11 protein-coding genes are annotated in these 18,192 nt (G+C 70.0%); 4 read left to right on the top strand and 7 right to left on the bottom strand.

All coding sequences use genetic code 11. The annotated features are described in order from the left end of the window. The first annotated feature begins 278 nt into the window (after nucleotides 1-278). The 4 genes from PC39_RS07720 to PC39_RS07705 all read left to right on the top strand — a co-directional run bounded on the left by PC39_RS07720 (nucleotide 279) and on the right by PC39_RS07705 (nucleotide 5,810). Nucleotides 279-2,039, top strand: coding sequence for a caspase family protein (locus tag PC39_RS07720; protein WP_353252802.1), 1,761 nt, complete (start codon nucleotides 279-281; stop codon nucleotides 2,037-2,039). A gap of 147 nt (nucleotides 2,040-2,186) precedes the next feature. After that, nucleotides 2,187-3,407 carry an autotransporter outer membrane beta-barrel domain-containing protein gene (locus PC39_RS07715; RefSeq protein WP_353252801.1) on the top strand — a complete coding sequence of 407 codons (1,221 nt, stop codon included), beginning with the start codon at nucleotides 2,187-2,189 and terminating at the stop codon, nucleotides 3,405-3,407. Between the two features lie 61 nt (nucleotides 3,408-3,468). Beyond that, the gene (locus PC39_RS07710; protein ID WP_353252800.1) at nucleotides 3,469-4,293 is read left to right on the top strand and encodes an alpha/beta fold hydrolase; all 825 of its coding nucleotides are present in this window, start codon (nucleotides 3,469-3,471) and stop codon (nucleotides 4,291-4,293) included. Continuing rightward, nucleotides 4,290-5,810: a serine/threonine-protein kinase gene (locus PC39_RS07705; protein WP_353252799.1), complete on the top strand. Its 1,521-nt coding sequence runs from the start codon at nucleotides 4,290-4,292 to the stop codon at nucleotides 5,808-5,810. Before PC39_RS07710 ends, PC39_RS07705 begins: the two co-directional genes overlap by 4 nt. On the opposite strand, the gene PC39_RS07700 is transcribed toward PC39_RS07705, so the two are convergent. Genes PC39_RS07700 through PC39_RS07670 form a run of 7 tightly spaced genes read right to left on the bottom strand, consistent with a single transcriptional unit; the run spans nucleotide 5,793 to nucleotide 18,189 of the window. Continuing rightward, nucleotides 5,793-6,713 carry an FHA domain-containing protein gene (locus tag PC39_RS07700; protein ID WP_353252798.1) on the bottom strand — a complete coding sequence of 307 codons (921 nt, stop codon included), beginning with the start codon at nucleotides 6,711-6,713 and terminating at the stop codon, nucleotides 5,793-5,795. The genes PC39_RS07705 and PC39_RS07700 overlap by 18 nt on opposite strands. Nucleotides 6,714-6,738: 25 nt before the next feature. After that, nucleotides 6,739-7,521 (bottom strand): PP2C family protein-serine/threonine phosphatase, encoded by a 783-nt coding sequence (locus tag PC39_RS07695; protein ID WP_353252797.1) that lies wholly within the window; start codon nucleotides 7,519-7,521, stop codon nucleotides 6,739-6,741. 18 nt (nucleotides 7,522-7,539) lie between these two features. Next, complete coding sequence (locus PC39_RS07690) at nucleotides 7,540-8,844, bottom strand: multiheme c-type cytochrome (protein WP_353252796.1); 1,305 nt, start codon at nucleotides 8,842-8,844, stop codon at nucleotides 7,540-7,542. Nucleotides 8,845-8,847: 3 nt separating this feature from the next. After that, complete coding sequence (locus tag PC39_RS07685) at nucleotides 8,848-12,624, bottom strand: hypothetical protein (protein ID WP_353252795.1); 3,777 nt, start codon at nucleotides 12,622-12,624, stop codon at nucleotides 8,848-8,850. Further along, a complete protein-coding gene (locus tag PC39_RS07680) occupies nucleotides 12,605-14,425 on the bottom strand; it encodes a hypothetical protein (protein WP_353252794.1) in 1,821 nt (606 codons plus the stop codon). The genes PC39_RS07685 and PC39_RS07680 overlap by 20 nt, the downstream gene beginning before the upstream one ends. After that, nucleotides 14,397-16,457, bottom strand: a complete 2,061-nt coding sequence (locus PC39_RS07675) for a heme-binding protein (protein ID WP_353252793.1) — start codon at nucleotides 16,455-16,457, stop codon at nucleotides 14,397-14,399. The genes PC39_RS07680 and PC39_RS07675 overlap by 29 nt, the downstream gene beginning before the upstream one ends. A gap of 1 nt (nucleotide 16,458) precedes the next feature. Then, a complete protein-coding gene (locus PC39_RS07670; RefSeq protein ID WP_353252792.1) occupies nucleotides 16,459-18,189 on the bottom strand; it encodes a cytochrome c3 family protein in 1,731 nt (576 codons plus the stop codon). Nucleotides 18,190-18,192 lie beyond the last annotated feature (3 nt).

The raw sequence follows: 18,192 nt of genomic DNA, 5'->3' as shown, positions 1-18,192 counted from the left end.
CATGGCTCCACCGCCCGTATCGGTCTGGTCGGCGCGGACGGTATCGGGTTTGGCGTCGTGTTGATGCTTCAAGACTCGCGGGTCGCGGGGTGGTCGGTGCCGGCCGTGCCCGATGGTACTCAAGTCGCGCGCCCCGGAGAAGTACGGGGCGTCCCGGACCGATGTCCGCCACGGCCATCATGGGGCCATCAAGGGGTCACAAACCGGCCGGAGTATCGTGTATGGTGTAAATGCGTGTGGATTGAATACAACGTCCTCGAGACGTGTGGGGGACTGGGGTGACTGACAGCAACGCCAAGACGGCCCGGCTGGCCTGGCCGGGCGCCTACCTATTGCTTGCCTTGACGATGACCGGTTGCGCCGCCGGCGGGGCCGGTGGAACCGCAGGCGGCGGCGCCGCGAGCGCCTCGGAGGGAGCGCCTCCCAGCGAGGAGGAGCAGATCGCCAAGATGCAGGTGGTCGACTGCCTCCTGCCGGGCCAGCTCCGCAAGCTCGGCAATACCACCTATGTCACGCCGCGGCGGCCGATCAAGACCACGGCCGCGGACTGCAATATCCGCGGCGGCGAGTACGTCGCCCATGACCGTGCCGATTACAAGACGGCGCTCAAGGTCTGGATGCCCGCGGCGGAGGCCGGCGACGCCAAGGCCCAGGTGAACGTGGGCGAAATCTTCGAGAAAGGCCTCGGTACCGAGCCCAATTACGAGGCCGCCGTCATCTGGTACCGCAAGGCCGCCGAGCAGGGCAACAAGCGCGGATTGTTCAACCTCGGCACCATGTACGAGCAGGGCAAGGGCGTGGAGGAGAACCGCGTCAAGGCCCTGAATCTCTATCGTCAGGCCTGGGGATTGCCGCAAGACAGCGTGATCTTCCAGGAGACCGCGCGCGCCGAGCGCAAGGAACTGGAAAAGAAGCTGAACAAGCAGATCCGCCAGAAGGAGGCCCAGGTCCAGGCCCTGCGCAAACAGATCGACTCGCTGCAGGCGAAGCTCGAGGCGTCGGCGCGCAACGCCGAGGAGCGGCAGGCCATGGCCGCCGAGATCGAGTCCCTGCGCCAGGTGGTCGATTCGCTGCGCACGTCCCGCGACGAGGCCCAGCAGGAACTGGCCTCGCTGTCGTCCTCGTCGTCCCCCGAACCCGCGTCCGCGTCCAAGTCCGGCTCGGACATCAAGACGCGCGAACCGGAACGCGGCGACGAGAGCCGGGACGGCGGCTTCAAGGACGGCGCGGCGCCCGCCGCGACCCGCGTGGGCGACATGGATTTCGGGCAGTACTACGCGCTGGTCATCGGCAACCGCGATTACTCGCGGATCGAGGACCTGAATACGCCCGTCAACGACGCCCGCGAGATCGCGTCGCTGCTGGAGAAGCGCTACGGCTTCCGGGTGGAGCTGCTGATCGACGCCGATCGGCTGGCGATCATGAAGACCATCAATAACCTGCACGACAAGCTGGACGAAAACGACAACCTGCTCGTGTACTACGCCGGCCACGGCAGTCTGGTGGACGTCGGCAAGCGGAATACGGGGTACTGGTTGCCGATCAATGCCGATCCGCCGCCGGATGATTCCTACTGGGTGCCCAACGAGTTCGTCACCGATCATCTGGGTCGTTTCAACGCCAAGCGCGTGCTGGTGATCGCGGACTCCTGCTACGGCGGTCTGCTGTCGTCGGCGCCGGGCTATCTCATGCTCGGGGACTCCTCGGCCAAGGCCAACGAGGAATACATCCGCTACAAGCTGCCGCGGCGCTCGCGCCTCCTGATCTCCTCCGGCGGCGACAAGCCGGTGATCGACAGCGCGGGCGACGAGCACTCGATCTTCGCCGGCAAGCTGATCGACATCCTGCGCGACAACGACGAGATCCTCACGGTGCCGGAGTTGTTCGCCGCCATCGAGGAACCGGTGCGCCGGGAGTCGGAAGCCAGCGGCTTCCCGCAGGCGCCGGTGCTGAAAAGCATCAAGGGGGCCGGCCACGAGATCGGTGATTTCTTCTTCGTGCCGCGGAGCAAGACCGGGGCGTCCGTCGCCCTGCGCTGATCGCGGCGCCGACGCACGGAACGGGGGGGAGCCGTTCCCGGCAGCGGGCCGTTGACGGGTGCCCGCCGTCCAAGCTTCCACACCGTGCCCCGAATGAACGCAGGGAGACCGTCATGTTCAACGATTCATGCAGGAGGGCAGCTTGTCATGCCTAGGTATTCGATTTTGAAGCGCGGTCCGCGGGCCGTTTGGGGGCTCGCCCTGGCGGGTGCGCTGGCGGCACCGACTGCGATGGCGCAGCAGGAGCCGCCCTTCCCCGAGCCCAGCCCCGGCACGACGTTCGAGCAGGACGAGTGCGAGACGATATTCACCGAGGGCGACAGTTACGAGAACTGCCCGACCCAGACGGGTCCTTCGACGAGCACGCAGCTCTTCACCTTCGTCAACGACCTGCGCACCCGCATCATCCAGCAGCGCCGGGCGCGCCAGGCGCTGGAGCGCCAGGGCGACGAGGAGCAGACCGCGGCCTCGGGTTGGCGCCTGGGCGGCGCCGCCAGCGCCGACGACGAGGTCAGCGGCGTCAGCGCCTACGGCCGGCTGTCGCCGTTCGTGATCGCGGATTTCGCCGACAGCGACCGCGAGCGCACCGACGCGGGCCAGGCCTATGACCAGGACACGCAGTCGCTGATCGTGGGCGCCGACTACCGCGTCAACGACACCCTGTTCGTGGGCGGCACGCTCAATTACCTTTCCGGCGACACGGACTTCGCCAACGATGCCGGCGATATCGACATCGACGCCTACCTGATCGGCCTGCACGGCTCCAAGTACTGGGGCAACAACGTCTTCACGGACGCCCTGGTGACCTACGGCCAGGTGGAGTCGGATATCACCCGGAACGTCGAACTGTTCGGCTCGACGCGTCGCTACACCGCCTCGCCCGACGGCGAGGAGATGTCGGCGGAGGTGGCCATCGGCTACGAGCACAGCCGCGGCCGCACCCGGATCACGCCGCTGGCGAAGCTGCACTACTTCGACGGCAAACTGGACGCCTATACCGAGGACGGGCCGGGCTTCCCCGGGCCACAACGGGTCGGCGAGCAGGATTTCGATGCCCTCAACCTGCAGCTCGCGCTGCAGGCGGACACGGTCTATCTCATGGACTGGGGTGTGCTGATCCCGTCGTTGAACTTTTCCTACTATCGCGAGTTCAGTGACGCCAACACCGTGCAGGTGTCCACCGGCCCCTTCACGACCGTGAACCAGACGCCGGACAACCCGGACCGCCACACCTACGTGATCCGGTTGGGCATGCACGCCCAGTTCACGCATGGCTGGACGGCCTTCGCCAGCCTCGAGAAGCTGCTGCATCACGACTACATGGATCGTAACAACGCGGTGGTGGGTGTCCGCTACGAGATTTTCTAGGCGTATCGAGAACCGTCCCGCGGCACGATGCCGCGGGACGGTCACCCTTGCCGGGGCGTTGTTGCTCATCGGCGGCGGCCTGGCCGCCGGTTGCGCGTCCCTGCCGGAACGAGTCGACGCCTTCGCGGAGGCGCAAGGCCTGGAGCGGCGCGTCGTCGCGGGGGACGGTTTCCGGCACGTGGTCTACGCACGGGAGGCCGACGACACCCCGCGCAGCCTGCATGTCTATATCGAAGGCGACGGCCGGCCCTGGCTCCATGGTGTGTTGGCCAGTGCCGATCCCACGCCGCGGACCCCCTATGCCCTGGCATTGATGGGCCGCGATCCGCGGCCGGCTATCTACCTGGGACGACCCTGCTATTTCGGCCTGGCGGACGAGCCGGGCTGCGAGCCCCGCCTCTGGACCGACGCGCGCTACGGCCCCGAGGTCGTGGCCAGCATGGCCGCCGCCCTCGACGGATTGCTGGCCGAACGCGGGTGGCCGGCGGTGATGCTGGTCGGCTACAGCGGCGGCGGCACCCTGGCGGTGCTGCTGGCGGACCGGGTGCCGGGGGTGCGCCGGGTGGTCACCGTCGCCGGCAACCTCGACACCGACGCCTGGACGGCCGCCCACGGCTACCGGCCGTTGGCGGGCTCCCTCAACCCGATGACCGCCGCCCGGCTGGCCGGGGTCGAGCACCTGCATTTCGCGGGGGCCGCGGACGCCAACGTATCGCCCGGGATCGCGCGGGCGTTCGCCGAGCGCCACGGCGGCCGTGTCCAGGTCGTCGAAGGCTTCGACCACCGCTGTTGCTGGCGCGAGCGGTGGCCCGGTTTGTTGTTGCCGGCCGCGTCTTCGCCGACAATCCATAGTGACGCCACGCGCCGGGGAGAACAGGACCGATGACCGACGACGATGCCGGCAAGCCGGGCCGCAAGGGCGGCGACCGTACCGACGAGCCCACGGAGCGCACCGACGCGGACGCGCCCACCGAGTTTACCGACCCCGGCGGGGACGCCCCGACCGAACTCACCGATACCGGCGAGGATGCGCCGACCGAGATCACCGGCACGACCGGCGACGAGGCGGCCACCGAGGTGAGCCGGCCCGCCGGCGGCAGCGGGGCGGCGGCCGGCGGCGCCGGGCCGTTGGCGGACCTGCGTCCCGGCTACATGCTCAAGGAGCGCTTCCGTCTGGAGGAGAAGCTGGGCGCCGGGGCCATGGGCGCCGTGTTCCGGGCGGTGGACCAGCGCCGGGTCGAGACCCGGCACCAGAACCCGAACGTCGCGATCAAGGTGATCGCGGGGGATTTCTCGAAGCACGCCAACGCCTTCATCGCGCTGCAGCGCGAGGCCGACAAGTCGCAGACGCTCGCCCACCCCAACATCATCACGGTCTACGACTTCGACCGCGACGGCGAGCTGTTCTTCATGACCATGGAGTCGCTGGTCGGCACCACCCTCGACAAGTACATCGCGGAGGGCCGGGGCGACCGCAAGCAGGCGCTGGCCTACATCGGGGACATCGCCAACGCCATCGCCTACGCCCATCGTCGCAATATCGTCCACTCCGACCTCAAGCCGCAGAACATCTTCGTCACCGAGGAGGGCACGCTCAAGGTCCTGGACTTCGGCATCGCGCGGGCCTTTTCGGACGCGGACGAGGGCGGCGACCGCACCCGCGATCCCGGCGAGGTGGCCGGCCTCACGCCGACCTACGCGAGCTGCGAGATGTTCGAGGGCGGCGAGCCGCACCCGGCCGACGACGTCTACGCCATCGGCCTGATCGCCTACGAGATGCTCACGGGCGAGCATCCCTTCGCCCGCAAGCGGGCGGTGGACGCGAAGGCGGAGGGCCTCAGGCCGCGCCGCATCCGCGGCCTCAAGAATTTCCAATGGCAGGCGATCGCCAAGGCCCTGGCCTTCGACCGCGCCGACCGCTGGCAGGATGCCGAGCAGTTCCGGCGCAAGTTCGTCGGCACCGGCCGCCGCGTGCGCCAGCTCTCGGCGGCCCTGGTGCTGGCGATCGCCGGCTTCGGCACCTACATGCTGTTCTTCCAGCCCGAGGCCGGGCCCGACATCCCGTTCGAGGAGCTGCCGCAGGAGACCCGCCAGGAGTTCAACACCGCGCTGGCCGAGGGGCAGCGGGCGCGGCAGTTCGGCGACCTGAACGGCGCCCTGTTCTACTTCGACCAGGCCTACAACCTGCATCCCCGCAACCCGCGGGTGATGGAGGAGATCGACGCGGTGCTGGACGACATCTTCTCCCGCATGGCGGACGATCCGTCGCCGGCGCAGGCGCGGCGCCAGCTCAACCAGGTCCGGGAGCTGCAGAAGTACGAGTCCCTGAAGCAGAACTCGCGTCTGGCGGAGAAGGAGCGCGAGCTGGCGGCGCTCGCGGGAGGGTCAGCCGCCGCCGAATAGCCGCTTGAGCATCGCGCCGAGCCGAGCGAAGGCGCCGTCGGCCTTGGCCGACTGTCGGTCACGGCCGGCGTCGCCGGCGGCATCCCGGCCCCAGCCCGGCGGCAGTTCGAAGGCCAGCTCGGCGCTACCCATGCGGATCACGTCGCCGCCCTTGAGATAGGTCGACAGCCCCTTGTGGCCGTTGACGAACGTGCCGTTGGTGGACATCCAGTTGACGATCTTCCAGCGCGCGCCCTCGTTGACGAGCTGGGCGTGCTGGCCCGAGACGCTGGCGTCCGGGATCACCAGATCGACGCTGCCGCTCTCGCGGCCGATCTTCCAGGTGCGTTCGGTGGTGTCGGCCGGGTCCGATTCCAGCGTGAACACCGTGCCCCGGTTGTCGCCGGTGAGCACGACCAAGCGCGGCGTGTCGCCGAGCGACGGGATATCGAGCCGGCCCTCGCGGTAGGCGTTGACCGCGTCGGACTCCTCCGGCTCGGCGAAGAACTGGGTGCCGGAGGCGTTCTCCAGGCCGACGTTCTCGGACCAGACCGACGGGATCTCGTCGCCGCCACCGCCGCCGGGCGCGGCGAGCTGGGTCGCCTCGTCGTCGCCGCCCGCTTCGGCGGCATCCGCGTCCGCGTGCTTGACGGTGAACTGGAAGTCGCCCAGGAGCAGGCTGTCGCCGGGACGGAGCTGGACCTCGGCCTTGACCTGCTGGTCGTTGACGAAGGAGCCGTTGCTGGAACCGAGATCGGAGAAGAACAGGGCCCCGTCACGGACCTCGAACATCCCGTGCTTGCGCGAGACGCTGGAGCTCAGCAGCCGGATGTCGGAATCGGCGCCTCGCCCCACGACGGTCTTGCCGTCGGGCAGCTCGTGCTCGATGCTGTTGGTGGTGTCGAAAATCTGGAAGCCTGACATGGCATCGCCCCTCGTTCGGTCTCGGTCATTCCCCAGGGCCGTAGTATTCGGTCGACCCGTCGGGCCGCGCGATCGAGACGGCGGGCAGCGGGGCTGCGGTCTCGGGCGCGTCGTCGTCCGCGGTTACGAGGACGGCGGTGATATTGTCGGCGCCGCCGGCCTCGACCGCGCGCCCCACCAGTGTCTCCAGCTTGTCCTCGGGCGTCGCGTCGGTCGCCAGTACGCCGGCGATCTCGGTGCCGGCGAGCATGTCGCTCAGGCCGTCGCTGCACAGCAGCAGTTGTTGGCCGCGGCATAGCGTGCCCTGCAGCGTGGGCACGTCCTCGGCCCGGAGGTCGCTCAGACCCATGGCGCGCGTGATCAGGTGCTTGTTGTTGCGGTTGCCGGCGTCCTGGGGCGTCGCCTCGCCGCTGGCGATCAGCCGTTCCACCTCGGAATGGTCGCGGGTGATCTGGCGCAGCTCGCCGTCCCAGAGATAGGCCCGGCTGTCGCCGATCCAGGCCACCCGGAAATCATAGCCCTCGAACTGCGCCAGCACCAGCGTGGCGCCCATGCCGGGCTTGCCGGTGCCGTCCCCGGCCGCCCGCCGCACGTCCTCGTCGGCGCCGGCCACCGCCTCCTCCAGGGACAGGCCTTCGTCCAGGCGGTCGACGACGCCCATGGCCACCAGGCCGGCGGCGATCTCGCCGGCGTCGCGGCCGCCCATGCCGTCGGACACCAGCGCGATCCCCCAGCCCGCATCGGCGACGAAGCGGTCCTCGTTGAGCGCGCGCCGGCCGATGTGGGTCTTGCCGCGGATGTCGATCATTGGCTCTCGCTCCCTGGCCTATCGTTCTTGCAGAAGCCGCCGTGCCTCGGCCGCCACGCGGCGCGGATCGAAGCGCCGTTCGCTTTCCAGCAGCCGGAACAGGGTATCGTAGCGCGCGGCGCGGGCGTCGTTGTCCTGCGCGGCCAGCGCCTGCAGTGCGAGGTAGAGTTGCTCGGCGTCGGCGTAGTCCCGGAACCGCGCGTCCGCGGCCGTGCGCAACAGTGCGTTCTGGAGCGCGGCGCGCTCGTCCGCGGACAGGGGCGCCGACGTCACGGTCTCGCGGGCGCGCGCGACCGGCTCGCGCAGCGCCCGCAGACGGGTACGGAAATCGGCGGGCGAGCCCGCCGCGGCGCCGTGCAGGGCCCTGTTGCCGCGCTCGATCGTGTCCGACAGTGCCTCGTCGCGGACCGCCGTCACGACGCCCAGCATGCGCAGGGTCTGGTCCTGCGGCCGCAGCGTCCCCGCCGGCATCATGCGCCGGTCCTCGGCCAGCCGCCGCACGTCCGTGTCCATGGGCCGGTGGCAGGCATGGCAATCGAACAGCGAGAGTTCCGGGACCAGGGCATCGGCGTCCAGGTGTCGCGCCAGGATATCCAGGTAGCCGCCGGCCGCGACCGCGACGCCGGTCGCCCAGCGGTCCGCGGGGGCGGTCGTGCCCTTGCGGCGCTCGTAGTCGGCGTCCTCGACGTGATGCGGGGGCATGTTCGCCAGCCAGGTGTCGAGCTCGAAGCGCAGCCGCGGATGGCCCGCCGCCATCATCTCGTGGGTCACGAAGCGGTTGTCGTCGCCGACGTGGCAGGACTGGCACAGGCGCGCCTGGAACACGGGCTCCTCGGTGGGGTTCATGCCCGCCTCCAGGTTGGCGGCGTGGCTGGCGTCCGGGCCGTAGTGCGAGTCGATCCAGTCCCCGGCGCCGCCGTGACAGGCCTCGCAGCCGATGCCGTCGCTCAGGTGGAAGCGTTCGCCGCGCCGCTCCTCCGGCACGTCGTCCGCGTGGCAGGCCAGGCATTCCTCGGCGGTGGCGGCGTCCGCCAGCCCCATGTTCGCGGCGATGCGCCGCGACCAGTCGCCCTTCAGGGTCTTGTAGGCGCCGGCGTGATGGTCGTACTTGGACCAGACGAAGTACTCGTTGAGGGCCAGCGGCGAGTCCTCGTCCGGAGTGACCCGGCCGTGACAGGTGCTGGACGCGCAGGACGCCACGCCCAGGTGCACGGCCTCGTCCCCGTCCCCCTCGCCGGCGGCCCGGGCGGCGCCGGCGAGCAGGGCCACGGCCGCGGCGGCCGCGGCCAGGGTGCCGTGCGAAAGCAGGCGGTTCCTATCCATCGCTCACTCTTCCTCCCGGCGGTCGGCCGGCGGCTGGTCCTCGACGTACCAGGGCTCGCCCGCGTCGTCGAGATACAGCTCGCGCATCTCCTGGTGATTGAGGGGACGCGAGCCCCGGCGGCCGAACACGGCGACCTGGCCGCCGGTCTCGTCCACGGCCCGGTCCCGCACCAGGCCGTGCGACAGGCTCAGGGCCGGGCTGCGGGTCTCGCGGCCGGCGATCCAGCGCGCGTTCGGCGCCGGGCTGAAGCCGTAGAAATTCGGCTGCAGCTCGGGCGAGGTGAGCTGGATCACGTCGACGCCGCCTTCGCCGTCCGCCACGTAGGCGAACAGCGAGGCGTTGGTGGTGCCCACCACCACGTCATGGCTGTCGGTGAGCTTGCCGTCGGCGTCGTAGGTCCCGACCAGCGCCATCTCGCGGGGCGTCTCGATGTCGACGATCGCCAGCCCGTCGCCGCCGGCGGCGACATAGGCGTAGGTACGGGCCAGATGCATGCGGTGTGCGTCCGCCAGCGGCACGGTGGCCTCCGGCACCAGCGCCGCCGCCTCCGGCCGGGTGATGTCGATCAGCTTGAGGCCCTCGGCGTCGGTCACGAACAGGTAGCGGAACTGCTGCGCCACCGCGCGGCCGTCGTCCAGCGGCACCGTGCGCACGTGCCGCGGTTCGAGCGGGTCGTCGATGTCGACGATCACCAGGCCCGCGTCCGCGATCACGTACAGGTAGTGGCCGCCGACCGTCAGGTAGCGGGCGCCGTCCAGTACCCCGCCCTCGTTCCAGGTCAGGGCCCGCTCCAGGTGATTGTTGCGCGGCTCGCCGTCGGCGAAGGTGTTGATGTCGACCAGGATCAGGCCTTCCTCGGCGTCGGTCACGAACGCGTAGTTGTAGAGCGGATGGAAGGGCTGTTCCTTGTTGGTCTCCCGCATCAGCTCGCCCTGGTTGCGCGGCGGATGCACCGGCTGGGTCGTGGGCAGGGCCATGCAGGTGGCGTTCTCGGTGTCGACGTGGGCGTCGTGGCCCAGCGGGCCGAACGGCGCGGTGATGATCCGGTGCGAGAAGCCCTTGTTGTCGATGGAGGCGACGTCGAATACCCGGAAGCCGTCCTCGCCGCCGGCGGTGTAGAGGTATTCGCCGCGCAGTTGCAGGCAGCCGGTGGTGCCGGCGCCGTGGCCGTGGGCGACCTCCAGGCGGCGGTCGTTGGCCTCGTGCTCGGCGAACCAGTCGGGATAGGCGTAGCGGTGCAGGTAGCTGCCCTTCACCGCCTGCGGTTCCTTCCACTCGGTCACGCGCACCGCCTCGACGTGCTCCCGCTCGCCGACCCACAGGTGGCGGCCGATGAAGTCGATGAACTCGGTGCCGTAGCCCAGGGTCTGGGCCATGATCGCGTTATTGTCGCCCTCGCGCGACAGGTGGCAGTCGCTGCAGCCCTTGGTCTCGGTCTTGCGCACGGTGTGCGGGAAGTGCGGATTGAAGGCCTGCGAGCTGTAGCCGCTGGCCGCGATCGGTGCCTGCTGGATGTAGATGTGCTCGCGGTTGGCGTTGGTGGAGGACAGCACCAGCGCCGAGGACGATCGTACCGGCGCGACCTTGCCGCCCTTGTAGGGCGCCCGCTTGCCCAGCATGAAGATCTGGTCGCGCGCGACCTGCGGGTTATAGGTCGCGTAGTTGCGGGTGATACCGCCCTCGTAGTGGTGGCGCTCGGTCTTCTCGTTGGCCTGGATCGGCAGGTGGCAGCCGCCGCAACTCGTGGTCCAGGAGGTGTGGCAGCTATAGCACTCCATCTCCTCGTCCTTGTGCGCGCGGTTCCCGGCGGTCACGTCGGGGCCCCAGTGCTGGCTGCCGGTGTCCTCGGACATCAGCTTGGCGCGGGCCGACTTCGGGTTGTAGTGGGCGCTGTCCGGGTCGACCGAGTCCTTGACCAGGGAGAGCGTCCATTCCATGCCGGGATTCACCATGGAGCGCTGTATCAGTTCGCCGTCCCGCCACTCGAAGCGGAGCTTGCCGTCCGGGTTGCGCAGCACGCTCATGTCGGTGCCGCCGGTGACGCTGCTCGCCGCCCCCGAGGTGCGCAGGTCGGGATAGGCGTCCGCGGTGCCGTGGCAGTCCTTGCAGGCGATCTCCACGGCCGCCGCGACCTCGCCGTAGATATGGCCGTTGCCGTGGCTGTCCTGCTCGAAGTGGCAATCCACGCAGTGCATGCCGACCTCGGCGTGGATCGACTTCATGTGTACCGCCTTGTCGAACTTGTCCGGGTCGTCGCGGGGCACGATGTCGCCGTCGGCGTCCAACAGGTTGCCGTCGCGATCCTTCTTGAACACCGCCCGGAAGTTCCAGCCGTGGCCGTGGTAGTCGGCGAACTGGGTGTCGTCCAGCTCCGGGTTCATCTTCCACACGTCCTTGAGGAAGTCGACGTCGGCCCACTTGCCGCGCGGCGCGGCGCCCTCGGGGTTGCGGTTCAGTACCTCGCGGCGGCGCTCGTGGCTCGGGTACCGCTGCTCCTCGGGCCACATGTGAGGAGCGTCGGATTCGTAGTCCCACATGGTGTAGCCCAGGTAGGAGTTCAGGAACATGTTGGGCTGGTGCATGTGGCAGATCATGCACTGGCTGGTGGGAATCGCGCTGCTGAAGCGGTGACGAATCGGGTGTCCCGACTCGTCCTCGTCGATCGTCGGGTCGGCGGTCTGTGTCCGCCCCATGTTGCCGAACTCGGCATACGGGCCGGAGTGGGTCGGCTGGCGGTCGTTGGCGTAGACCACGTGACAGGCGCTGCAGCCGGAGCTGCGGTAGTCGCCGGGCTGGTCGTTGGTGCCCAGGAACCACAGCAGCGGGTCGTTGAGCCGGGTCTTGGTGATGTTGATCAGCGGCACCGCGATGCGGGCGCCGGTGCCGGGGCCGCGGATGGACTGGCGGATGTCCGGCCGGCCCGGCTCCTCCAGGGTCTGGATGCGGCCCAGGACGTTGGGCAGGCCGGTCTCGGGGAACAGGTTGGGGATGATGCGGCCGCCGCGCTCGAACACCCGGAAGATGTCGCCGGGCTTGACCGTCTCCCAAGCCGGCAGCGGCACGATCTTGTCGAGGATGCCGTGTTCGCGCATTTCCTCGGTGGGTTCGACCGGCGCCTCCAGCATTGCGCCCGTGCCCTGGGGCGTGTAGGCCTCGCCCAGGATCGAGCGTTTGTAGGGCAGGATGCCGTTGTTGTAGGCGGCCGCGGCCCAGAACATGGCGCCGGTGGCGTGCAGGCTGCGGATCGACTTCTCGATGATGTCCGCGTGGCAGGCGCCGCAGGCCTGGCGCGCCGCCCGGAAATCGCCGGGGTTCACGAAGCGCACGTACTCCTGCGCCTCGCGGTTGAGCAGGGTGTAGCTCTGTTTCGGGTTGGCCGAGTCCGGCCAGTGCCAGCTCTTCGGATAGCGCGGCAGCACGTGGGCCCGTTCCATCAGGTCCTTGGCCTCGGCGCTGTCGAGTGCCACGTCCGCGGCCTTCTCCACCCCGGCGTCGCCGCCGTGGCAGTCGGTGCAGCCCAGGCGCACGGCCTCGCTGGCGTGCATGGTGTGGCTGTCGGTCTCGGTATGGCAGCTCACGCAGCCGGCGCTCTTGCGCCGCATCTCGTCCAGGCTCTGGTGCGCCGGGGCCGGCGGGGCGGGGTCGTAGTCGCGCTCGACCGCCTCCTCCTTCTCGGCGGCGTGCACGACGGCCGTGGCCGCCAGCGCGAGCAGGGCGGCCGCCCACGGCGCGCGACGGCGCCGCGTGGTGGCGCGCGCGTCAGTAGGTGAGTACCGCATTGAATAGCACCGATCGTTGGTTCTCCCCGCCGAACAGGGTCTCGTAGCCGTCGCCCGGCCGCAGCTCCGCGTAGGACAGCCGCAGCACGATGTTCTGGGACATCAGCGGCCGGTAGATCAGCGCGGCCGACAGGTCCCAGCCGATCTCCTCGTCGATGCCGGGCTGCTGGCGCGCCGCCTCCAGCACCGCGGTGTCGTCGAAACGCAGGTGGTTGGCGTTGAAGCTCAGCCGCAGTTCCGGCATCAGGTCGAGGTCGGTTCCCAGCCCCAGCAGGATGGTGCCGGGGTTGGTGAAGTTGGACTGGCCGTGCTCGCGCGAGCTGCGCAGGTTGTTGAGCACGCCGTTGCGTTGCGAGAGGGTCACCCGGCCGCCGCCGATCAGCGGCACCGCCTGGCGGATCCAGTAGCTGGTATCGGCGCCCGCGAACAGCGGGTTCTCCAGGACCGCGTCGAAGCCGGTCTCGACGTCGTCGTAGGGGTCGTCGTCGCCGGAGCCGTACAGGAACGAGGCCCGCCAGCGCGTCCAGTCCTGGTCGAAGGATAGCTCGGCGGCGCCGAACCAGGCGCGGATGTCGCTGTCCTCGCCGGTGAACGGCGCGCGGTCCTGGCTGCCGTGGGCGTAGTACAGCGAGGTGGTCAGGTTCAGCCGGCCCAGGTGGCCGTCGGTGTTGAAGCCCAGGTAGCCGACGTCGTACTCGCGCGGGCGCTCGCCGCCGATCGAGGCGGGGCGCTGGATGAAACCGTTCTCGTCGAAGTAGAAGTCGTCCTCGCGGTTGCGATTGTAGAGCGCCGTGAACTGCAGGAAATGCCCCAGCTTGAGGGCGTCCTGCCAATAGAGGTTGGCGACGAAGATGTCGTCCTCGCGCAGCGATTCGCCGGGGTCGTTGAGGCCGCTGTTGGTGTCCTTCTCCAGACGCCGGAACCAGGCCAGGTTGTACTGGAAGATGTTGTTGTCGCGGGTGCCGAACAGGCGCACGCCGAACGGCTGGTCCTGGAACAGGAAGCCGCGGAAATCGGCCGTGAACGGCTGGATGCCCACGCGGACGCTGTCGAAGTCGTAGCGCGGCGAGACGTTGCGCAGGTGCACGTCGATGAACGCCGTCTGGATGCCCACGAAGTAATCGCGGCGCGTGGTGCCCTCCGTCGGGTTCACGTCCGTGTTGAGGACTTCCTCCACGTCGGTGTTGTTGTAGGCGAACACCGGCGTGAAGCGGAACTCGTAGTCCGGCGGCTTGAACACCGTGTCGCCCTTGTAATAGACCAGCTCCACGGCGAGGTTGGTCAGGAGCTGGTCCTGGCGGGTCTCGCCCAGCAGGTCCAGGTCGCCGGCATCGGCGGTGCTCTGGATACCGACGGGCGTGGGCACCTCGCGGTCCTCGTAGAAGGTGTCCGAGATCACCGTGAGGTTGAAGAACCAGTCGTCGTGGATCGGCGCGTCCGCCTTGATGGTGTTGCGGTTGTACGGGTCGTACCAGTGCTGCTCGTAACCGAGCATCTGCACGATCCGCCAACGGTCGGGCACCGCGATCGCGGAGGAATAGTCCTCCGCGCGCGGCCGGGGCAGGCAGGGGTCGCGCTCGCGCTCGCCGGTGTCGGCCGCCGGCGTCTCCTCGCCGGGCACGCGGCGCTCCCGCTCGACGGCCTCGGGCGGGAGCTTGCACTCCGGCGTGGGCGCGGGAGTGGACTCGGGGTCGGGCGCGGCCAACACCGCCGGCGCCGGCAGCGACAGCACCAGCGCCAGCAGCAGCGCTGAGCGCCGCTCGCGGCCGGGACTACTTGCCGGAACAGACATCCTGCTCATCGCTGTCCTTGAAGGGCTTGAACGGGCAGTTGACGTAGCGCAGCCGCACGCCCTTGGGTTCCAGGTTGTCCGCGCGGATAGCGTCCGGCGCGTTGTTGACGGTGTTCAGCCGTTGACCGGCGCGGTGCACGCCCAGGAAGGCGATCATGTCGTCCTGGTCGATGCCGTCGCCGGACACCCCGATGCCGCCGATGAGCGTGCCGTCGCGATAGATGGGCACGCTGCCCGGGAAGATCTGGGTGCCGTTGGCGACGCGGTCGGCGGGCGCGGGCGCCGAGCTGGCGGTGCCGGTAAACGGCACGCCCACGCAGTTCTTCTCCACGTCGTCGCCGCTGAATCCGAAGACGTACAGCAGGTGGCTGCTCAGCGCGTTGAAGCTCAGGTCGAGCTGCAGGCCGGTGGAGAACGGGCTCCATTCGCCCGGCGGCTTGCTGAACGGCCCCGGCGGGTTGGGGCCCGTGGGCGGCTCGTTGAGGCCGTCCGGATAGTTCGGGCGCGACAGGTTGCCGCCGGCGCGGTCGGAGAAGGCGGTGCCGTCCTCGAGCGCGGTGGCACCGATGAAATCCTTGGCCGCCTGCACGTAGTCGCCCAGGTCGATGGCGCGCGCGGGCGCCGGGGAGGTCAGGTCCGGCTGCACGTACTGCGCGTCCGGCAGGCCCTGGATGTAGCCGGCGGCGTCGGTGGACGAGAACAGCACCGCGGTGCGCGCCTTCTGCAGCGAGACGTCGGCGCCGAAGACGGGCGCGTCGCGGGTGCGCGCCATGCCCAGCACGGTGCCGTCGGTGTCCACCACCGACACGGTCACGCGCGCCGAGGATGCCAGTTCGACATAGCGGATTTGTGCGCGCGCGGCGTTGGCCACGCCCAGGGCCTCGTCCAGGATTACCCGGACCTCCTCGGCGGACAGGGCGGCGCCGGCCTGGGGGTCGTAGCGCTCGGTGTCCGTGCCGTCGACGAACACGAAGGCATCGCGGCCGGGGAAGTCGCCGTCCGGGTCCGGACGGATGCCGGATGCCGGCTGGCCGAAGGCGACGCCGGTGCCGAAGCCGCCCGCCGGCTCGTAGTAGTCGCGCACCGCGATCAGGTCGCCCTCGACGCCGTCGGTCACGGGGCCCGCGTTGCGGGCCGCGCCGGACACGTCGTCGAAATCCGCGTCCGAGAAGCGCAGGGTCTTGCCCTCGACGGTGATGCGGTTGGCCTCGCGGTCGGCGGGCGCGGCGTAGCCGTAGGTGGCCGCCAGCGCGATCAGTTCGTCGCTGTCGTCGTCGAAGTCGGTGACCCTCGGGTCCAGGCCGTAGACGAAATCGTCCGAGATCACCCCGACGCCGCCCACGGGCGTGCCGTTCTTGTACAGCGGGAAACCGCCCGGATCGGCGGCCAGGCCCAGCGGCGAGCGCTTGGGACCGGCCGCGGCGTCGTCGGGCAGACGCAGGGCGAAGTCGGAGCAGGCGAGCTGGCTGAACTGGACTCCGAACAGCGGGCCGCCCGGCTGGTTGTCCTCGCTCGGGTTGAAGTGCCGCTGCACGATCTGGTTCGCGGTGCGGGTGGAGAAGGCGTTGCCCTCGCTGGACAGGTAGGCGCCGGTGATCGCCTTGGCGATCGCCGCCAGGCCGTCGCCGGGGGCGGCGCCGCTCACGGGCAGTTGCAGCGCCTCCAGGCCGCCGTCGATCTCCGAGCCGCCCTGGCCGTCGGGCTTCGAGACGATGGTCACCTCGCGATCGCCGCCGGCCAGGACCTCGGTCATGCGGAACACCGCGAGCACGTTGCCGACGCGGTCCACCACCGCGACGGTGGCGGCGGTGTCCATGGCGCCGGCCTGGGCCACGGCCTGGCCGATCACTTGGCGCACGTCGTCCGCGGTCAACCGGACCTCGTCCAGACTGCCGAACGAGGTGGCGCATTCGCCGTTGCAGTCGGTGCCGGCGTTGGAGCCGCGGGCGTCGGGATCGTCGTCGCGGCTGCCGCCGGACTGGCAGGCGGCCAGCGCCGCGGCGCCGGCGAGCAGCAGCGCGATGATCGGCGGACGGGCCATCTCAGTGCTCTCCCATCAGGGCCATGCCGGGGCGGTGGAACGAGTGGCAGTCCACGCATTGCAGGGCCACGCTGCGCGGCCGGTCCTCGGCGTGGCAGGTGACGCAGTTGTCGATGCCCGGCATCAGGATGTCCTCGCTGTGCGACGAGGCGGTGGCCTCGTGGCAGCCGAGGCAGGTCTCGCCGTCGGCGCGGGCGCCCGGGTTCAGGTGCGGCCGGTGGTCGAAGCGGGCGGCGGGGAACCAGTCCCGCACCAGCTTGACCGGCGCCACCGTCCACTCGTCCTCGCCGCGCTCGACCTCGTGGCAGCTCACGCAGCCGGCCTTGGTGAACAGCTTGTCCATCTCGGCGTCGGCCCACTCGCGGCCGCAGTCCAGCGGCTCGCCCTCGCAGCGGCGGGTGATCGGCTCGTCCGGCACGCGGCGCGCGGGCCGGGGCGGTTCGGCGCGGCGCTGGATCGCGGCCTGGCGGACGTAGTATTCCTCCAGGTGCGTGCGCAGTGTCGCCGGCTCGCCGTGCGGCAACTGGCGGTCCGGTTGCGCGTCGTCGAAGGCGAGGCTGTGGCAGCCGGCGCAGGTGTCCTCCATGGTGATGGCGCGGAAGTGCTCGCCTTCCTTCTCGAGGCTATGGCAGTCGTCGCAGGCCAGGGCCCGGTCCACGCTCGACGGGCCGTCCGCCAGCGACACCTTGTCCGCGTCGAGATGGATGTCGTGCGGGAACTTGAGGCGCGACGACTCGTGCGCGTCGGCGCCGTCCAGCGGCTGGCGATGGACCCGCCAGCGCTCGCCGTCCGCCGGGTCGTCGGCGGGCCGCAGCACCGAGGCCAGGAAATCGGGGTGGCCGCCCGCGGTGAAGGCCGTCACCGGCCGCATCTCGTCCGGCGCCCGCGCGACCGGCATGCCGTCCACGGCGGGTGCGGCGTCGGCCAGCCGGCGCATGGCGCGGGCGTGGCAGTCGGTGCATTGGCCCTTGTCGCGCACGATCAGGTTGGAGGGTTCGTTGTGCTCGCGATGGCAGTCGCGGCAGGCGCCGTCGAATTCCTCGGTGAGCGGGTGTACGGGCGCGAAATGGACGGTGGTGCGCTCGTGGCAGCCGATACAGGTCTCGTCGCTCACGCGCTTGAAGGGCTCGACGTGGCAGGCGTTGCAATCATCGGCGATGCCCGGCACGTGATGGGCGGACGCCAAGGGACCGCTGGACCAGAGATCGTCGGTCGGGCCGCCGAAGCGCTCGATCGTGGCGTCCGCCCGATCATCGAAATACCCGGCCATGGGGAACGCCAGCCCCACGAGCAGCACCAGCAGGGCCAGGCCGTAGGCGTGTCGCCGCACCCGCGGCAGCTTGAGTGTCAGTTCGCTGCGTAGGCGGTCCTTGATCGACTGGGCCGCGTCGGCGTCGATGCGGACCTCGACGGCGGCGTCGAAGCCGGGCGGCGCCGCCACCGGCGCCAGCCGGTGCGGGCCGATGCGCGCCCATTCGTCCGGTGCCAACTCCGCCCGGGCGACGTCCTGGCCATCGACGCGAATCCGACCGCCTCCCCGGGTATCGATGCGCAGGCGGCCGCCGGCCTGGGGCCGCAGCACCGCGTGCTCGGCGCCGATGCCGTCCCCGAAAAGCTGGAGGTCCTGGCCCTTGCCGCTGCCCACGCGCAGGGCGGCCGTATCCAGCTCCAGGTCGCGCTGGTCGACGATGCGCTCGCCGCGCATGCGGATTTGTCGGAGCAGGATCAGCATCGG

Origin of the sequence: Salinisphaera sp. PC39, from assembly GCF_040361335.1 — a bacterium.
Classification (GTDB): Bacteria; Pseudomonadota; Gammaproteobacteria; order Nevskiales; family Salinisphaeraceae; genus APNM01.
The sequence above is the reverse complement of the archived record's forward strand: the minus strand, read 5'-3'. Positions and strand labels throughout refer to the sequence as shown.

Excerpts from the sequence above, each read along its gene's own strand:
- PC39_RS07690 (WP_353252796.1), bottom strand. The coding sequence starts at position 8,844 with ATGGATAGGAACCGCCTGCTTTCGCACGGCACCCTGGCCGCGGCCGCC.
- PC39_RS07680 (WP_353252794.1), bottom strand. The coding sequence starts at position 14,425 with ATGAGCAGGATGTCTGTTCCGGCAAGTAGTCCCGGCCGCGAGCGGCGC.
- PC39_RS07705 (WP_353252799.1), top strand. The coding sequence starts at position 4,290 with ATGACCGACGACGATGCCGGCAAGCCGGGCCGCAAGGGCGGCGACCGT.
- PC39_RS07700 (WP_353252798.1), bottom strand. The coding sequence starts at position 6,713 with ATGTCAGGCTTCCAGATTTTCGACACCACCAACAGCATCGAGCACGAG.
- PC39_RS07695 (WP_353252797.1), bottom strand. The coding sequence starts at position 7,521 with ATGATCGACATCCGCGGCAAGACCCACATCGGCCGGCGCGCGCTCAAC.
- PC39_RS07715 (WP_353252801.1), top strand. The coding sequence starts at position 2,187 with ATGCCTAGGTATTCGATTTTGAAGCGCGGTCCGCGGGCCGTTTGGGGG.
- PC39_RS07685 (WP_353252795.1), bottom strand. The coding sequence starts at position 12,624 with ATGCGGTACTCACCTACTGACGCGCGCGCCACCACGCGGCGCCGTCGC.
- PC39_RS07675 (WP_353252793.1), bottom strand. The coding sequence starts at position 16,457 with ATGGCCCGTCCGCCGATCATCGCGCTGCTGCTCGCCGGCGCCGCGGCG.
- PC39_RS07670 (WP_353252792.1), bottom strand. The coding sequence starts at position 18,189 with ATGCTGATCCTGCTCCGACAAATCCGCATGCGCGGCGAGCGCATCGTC.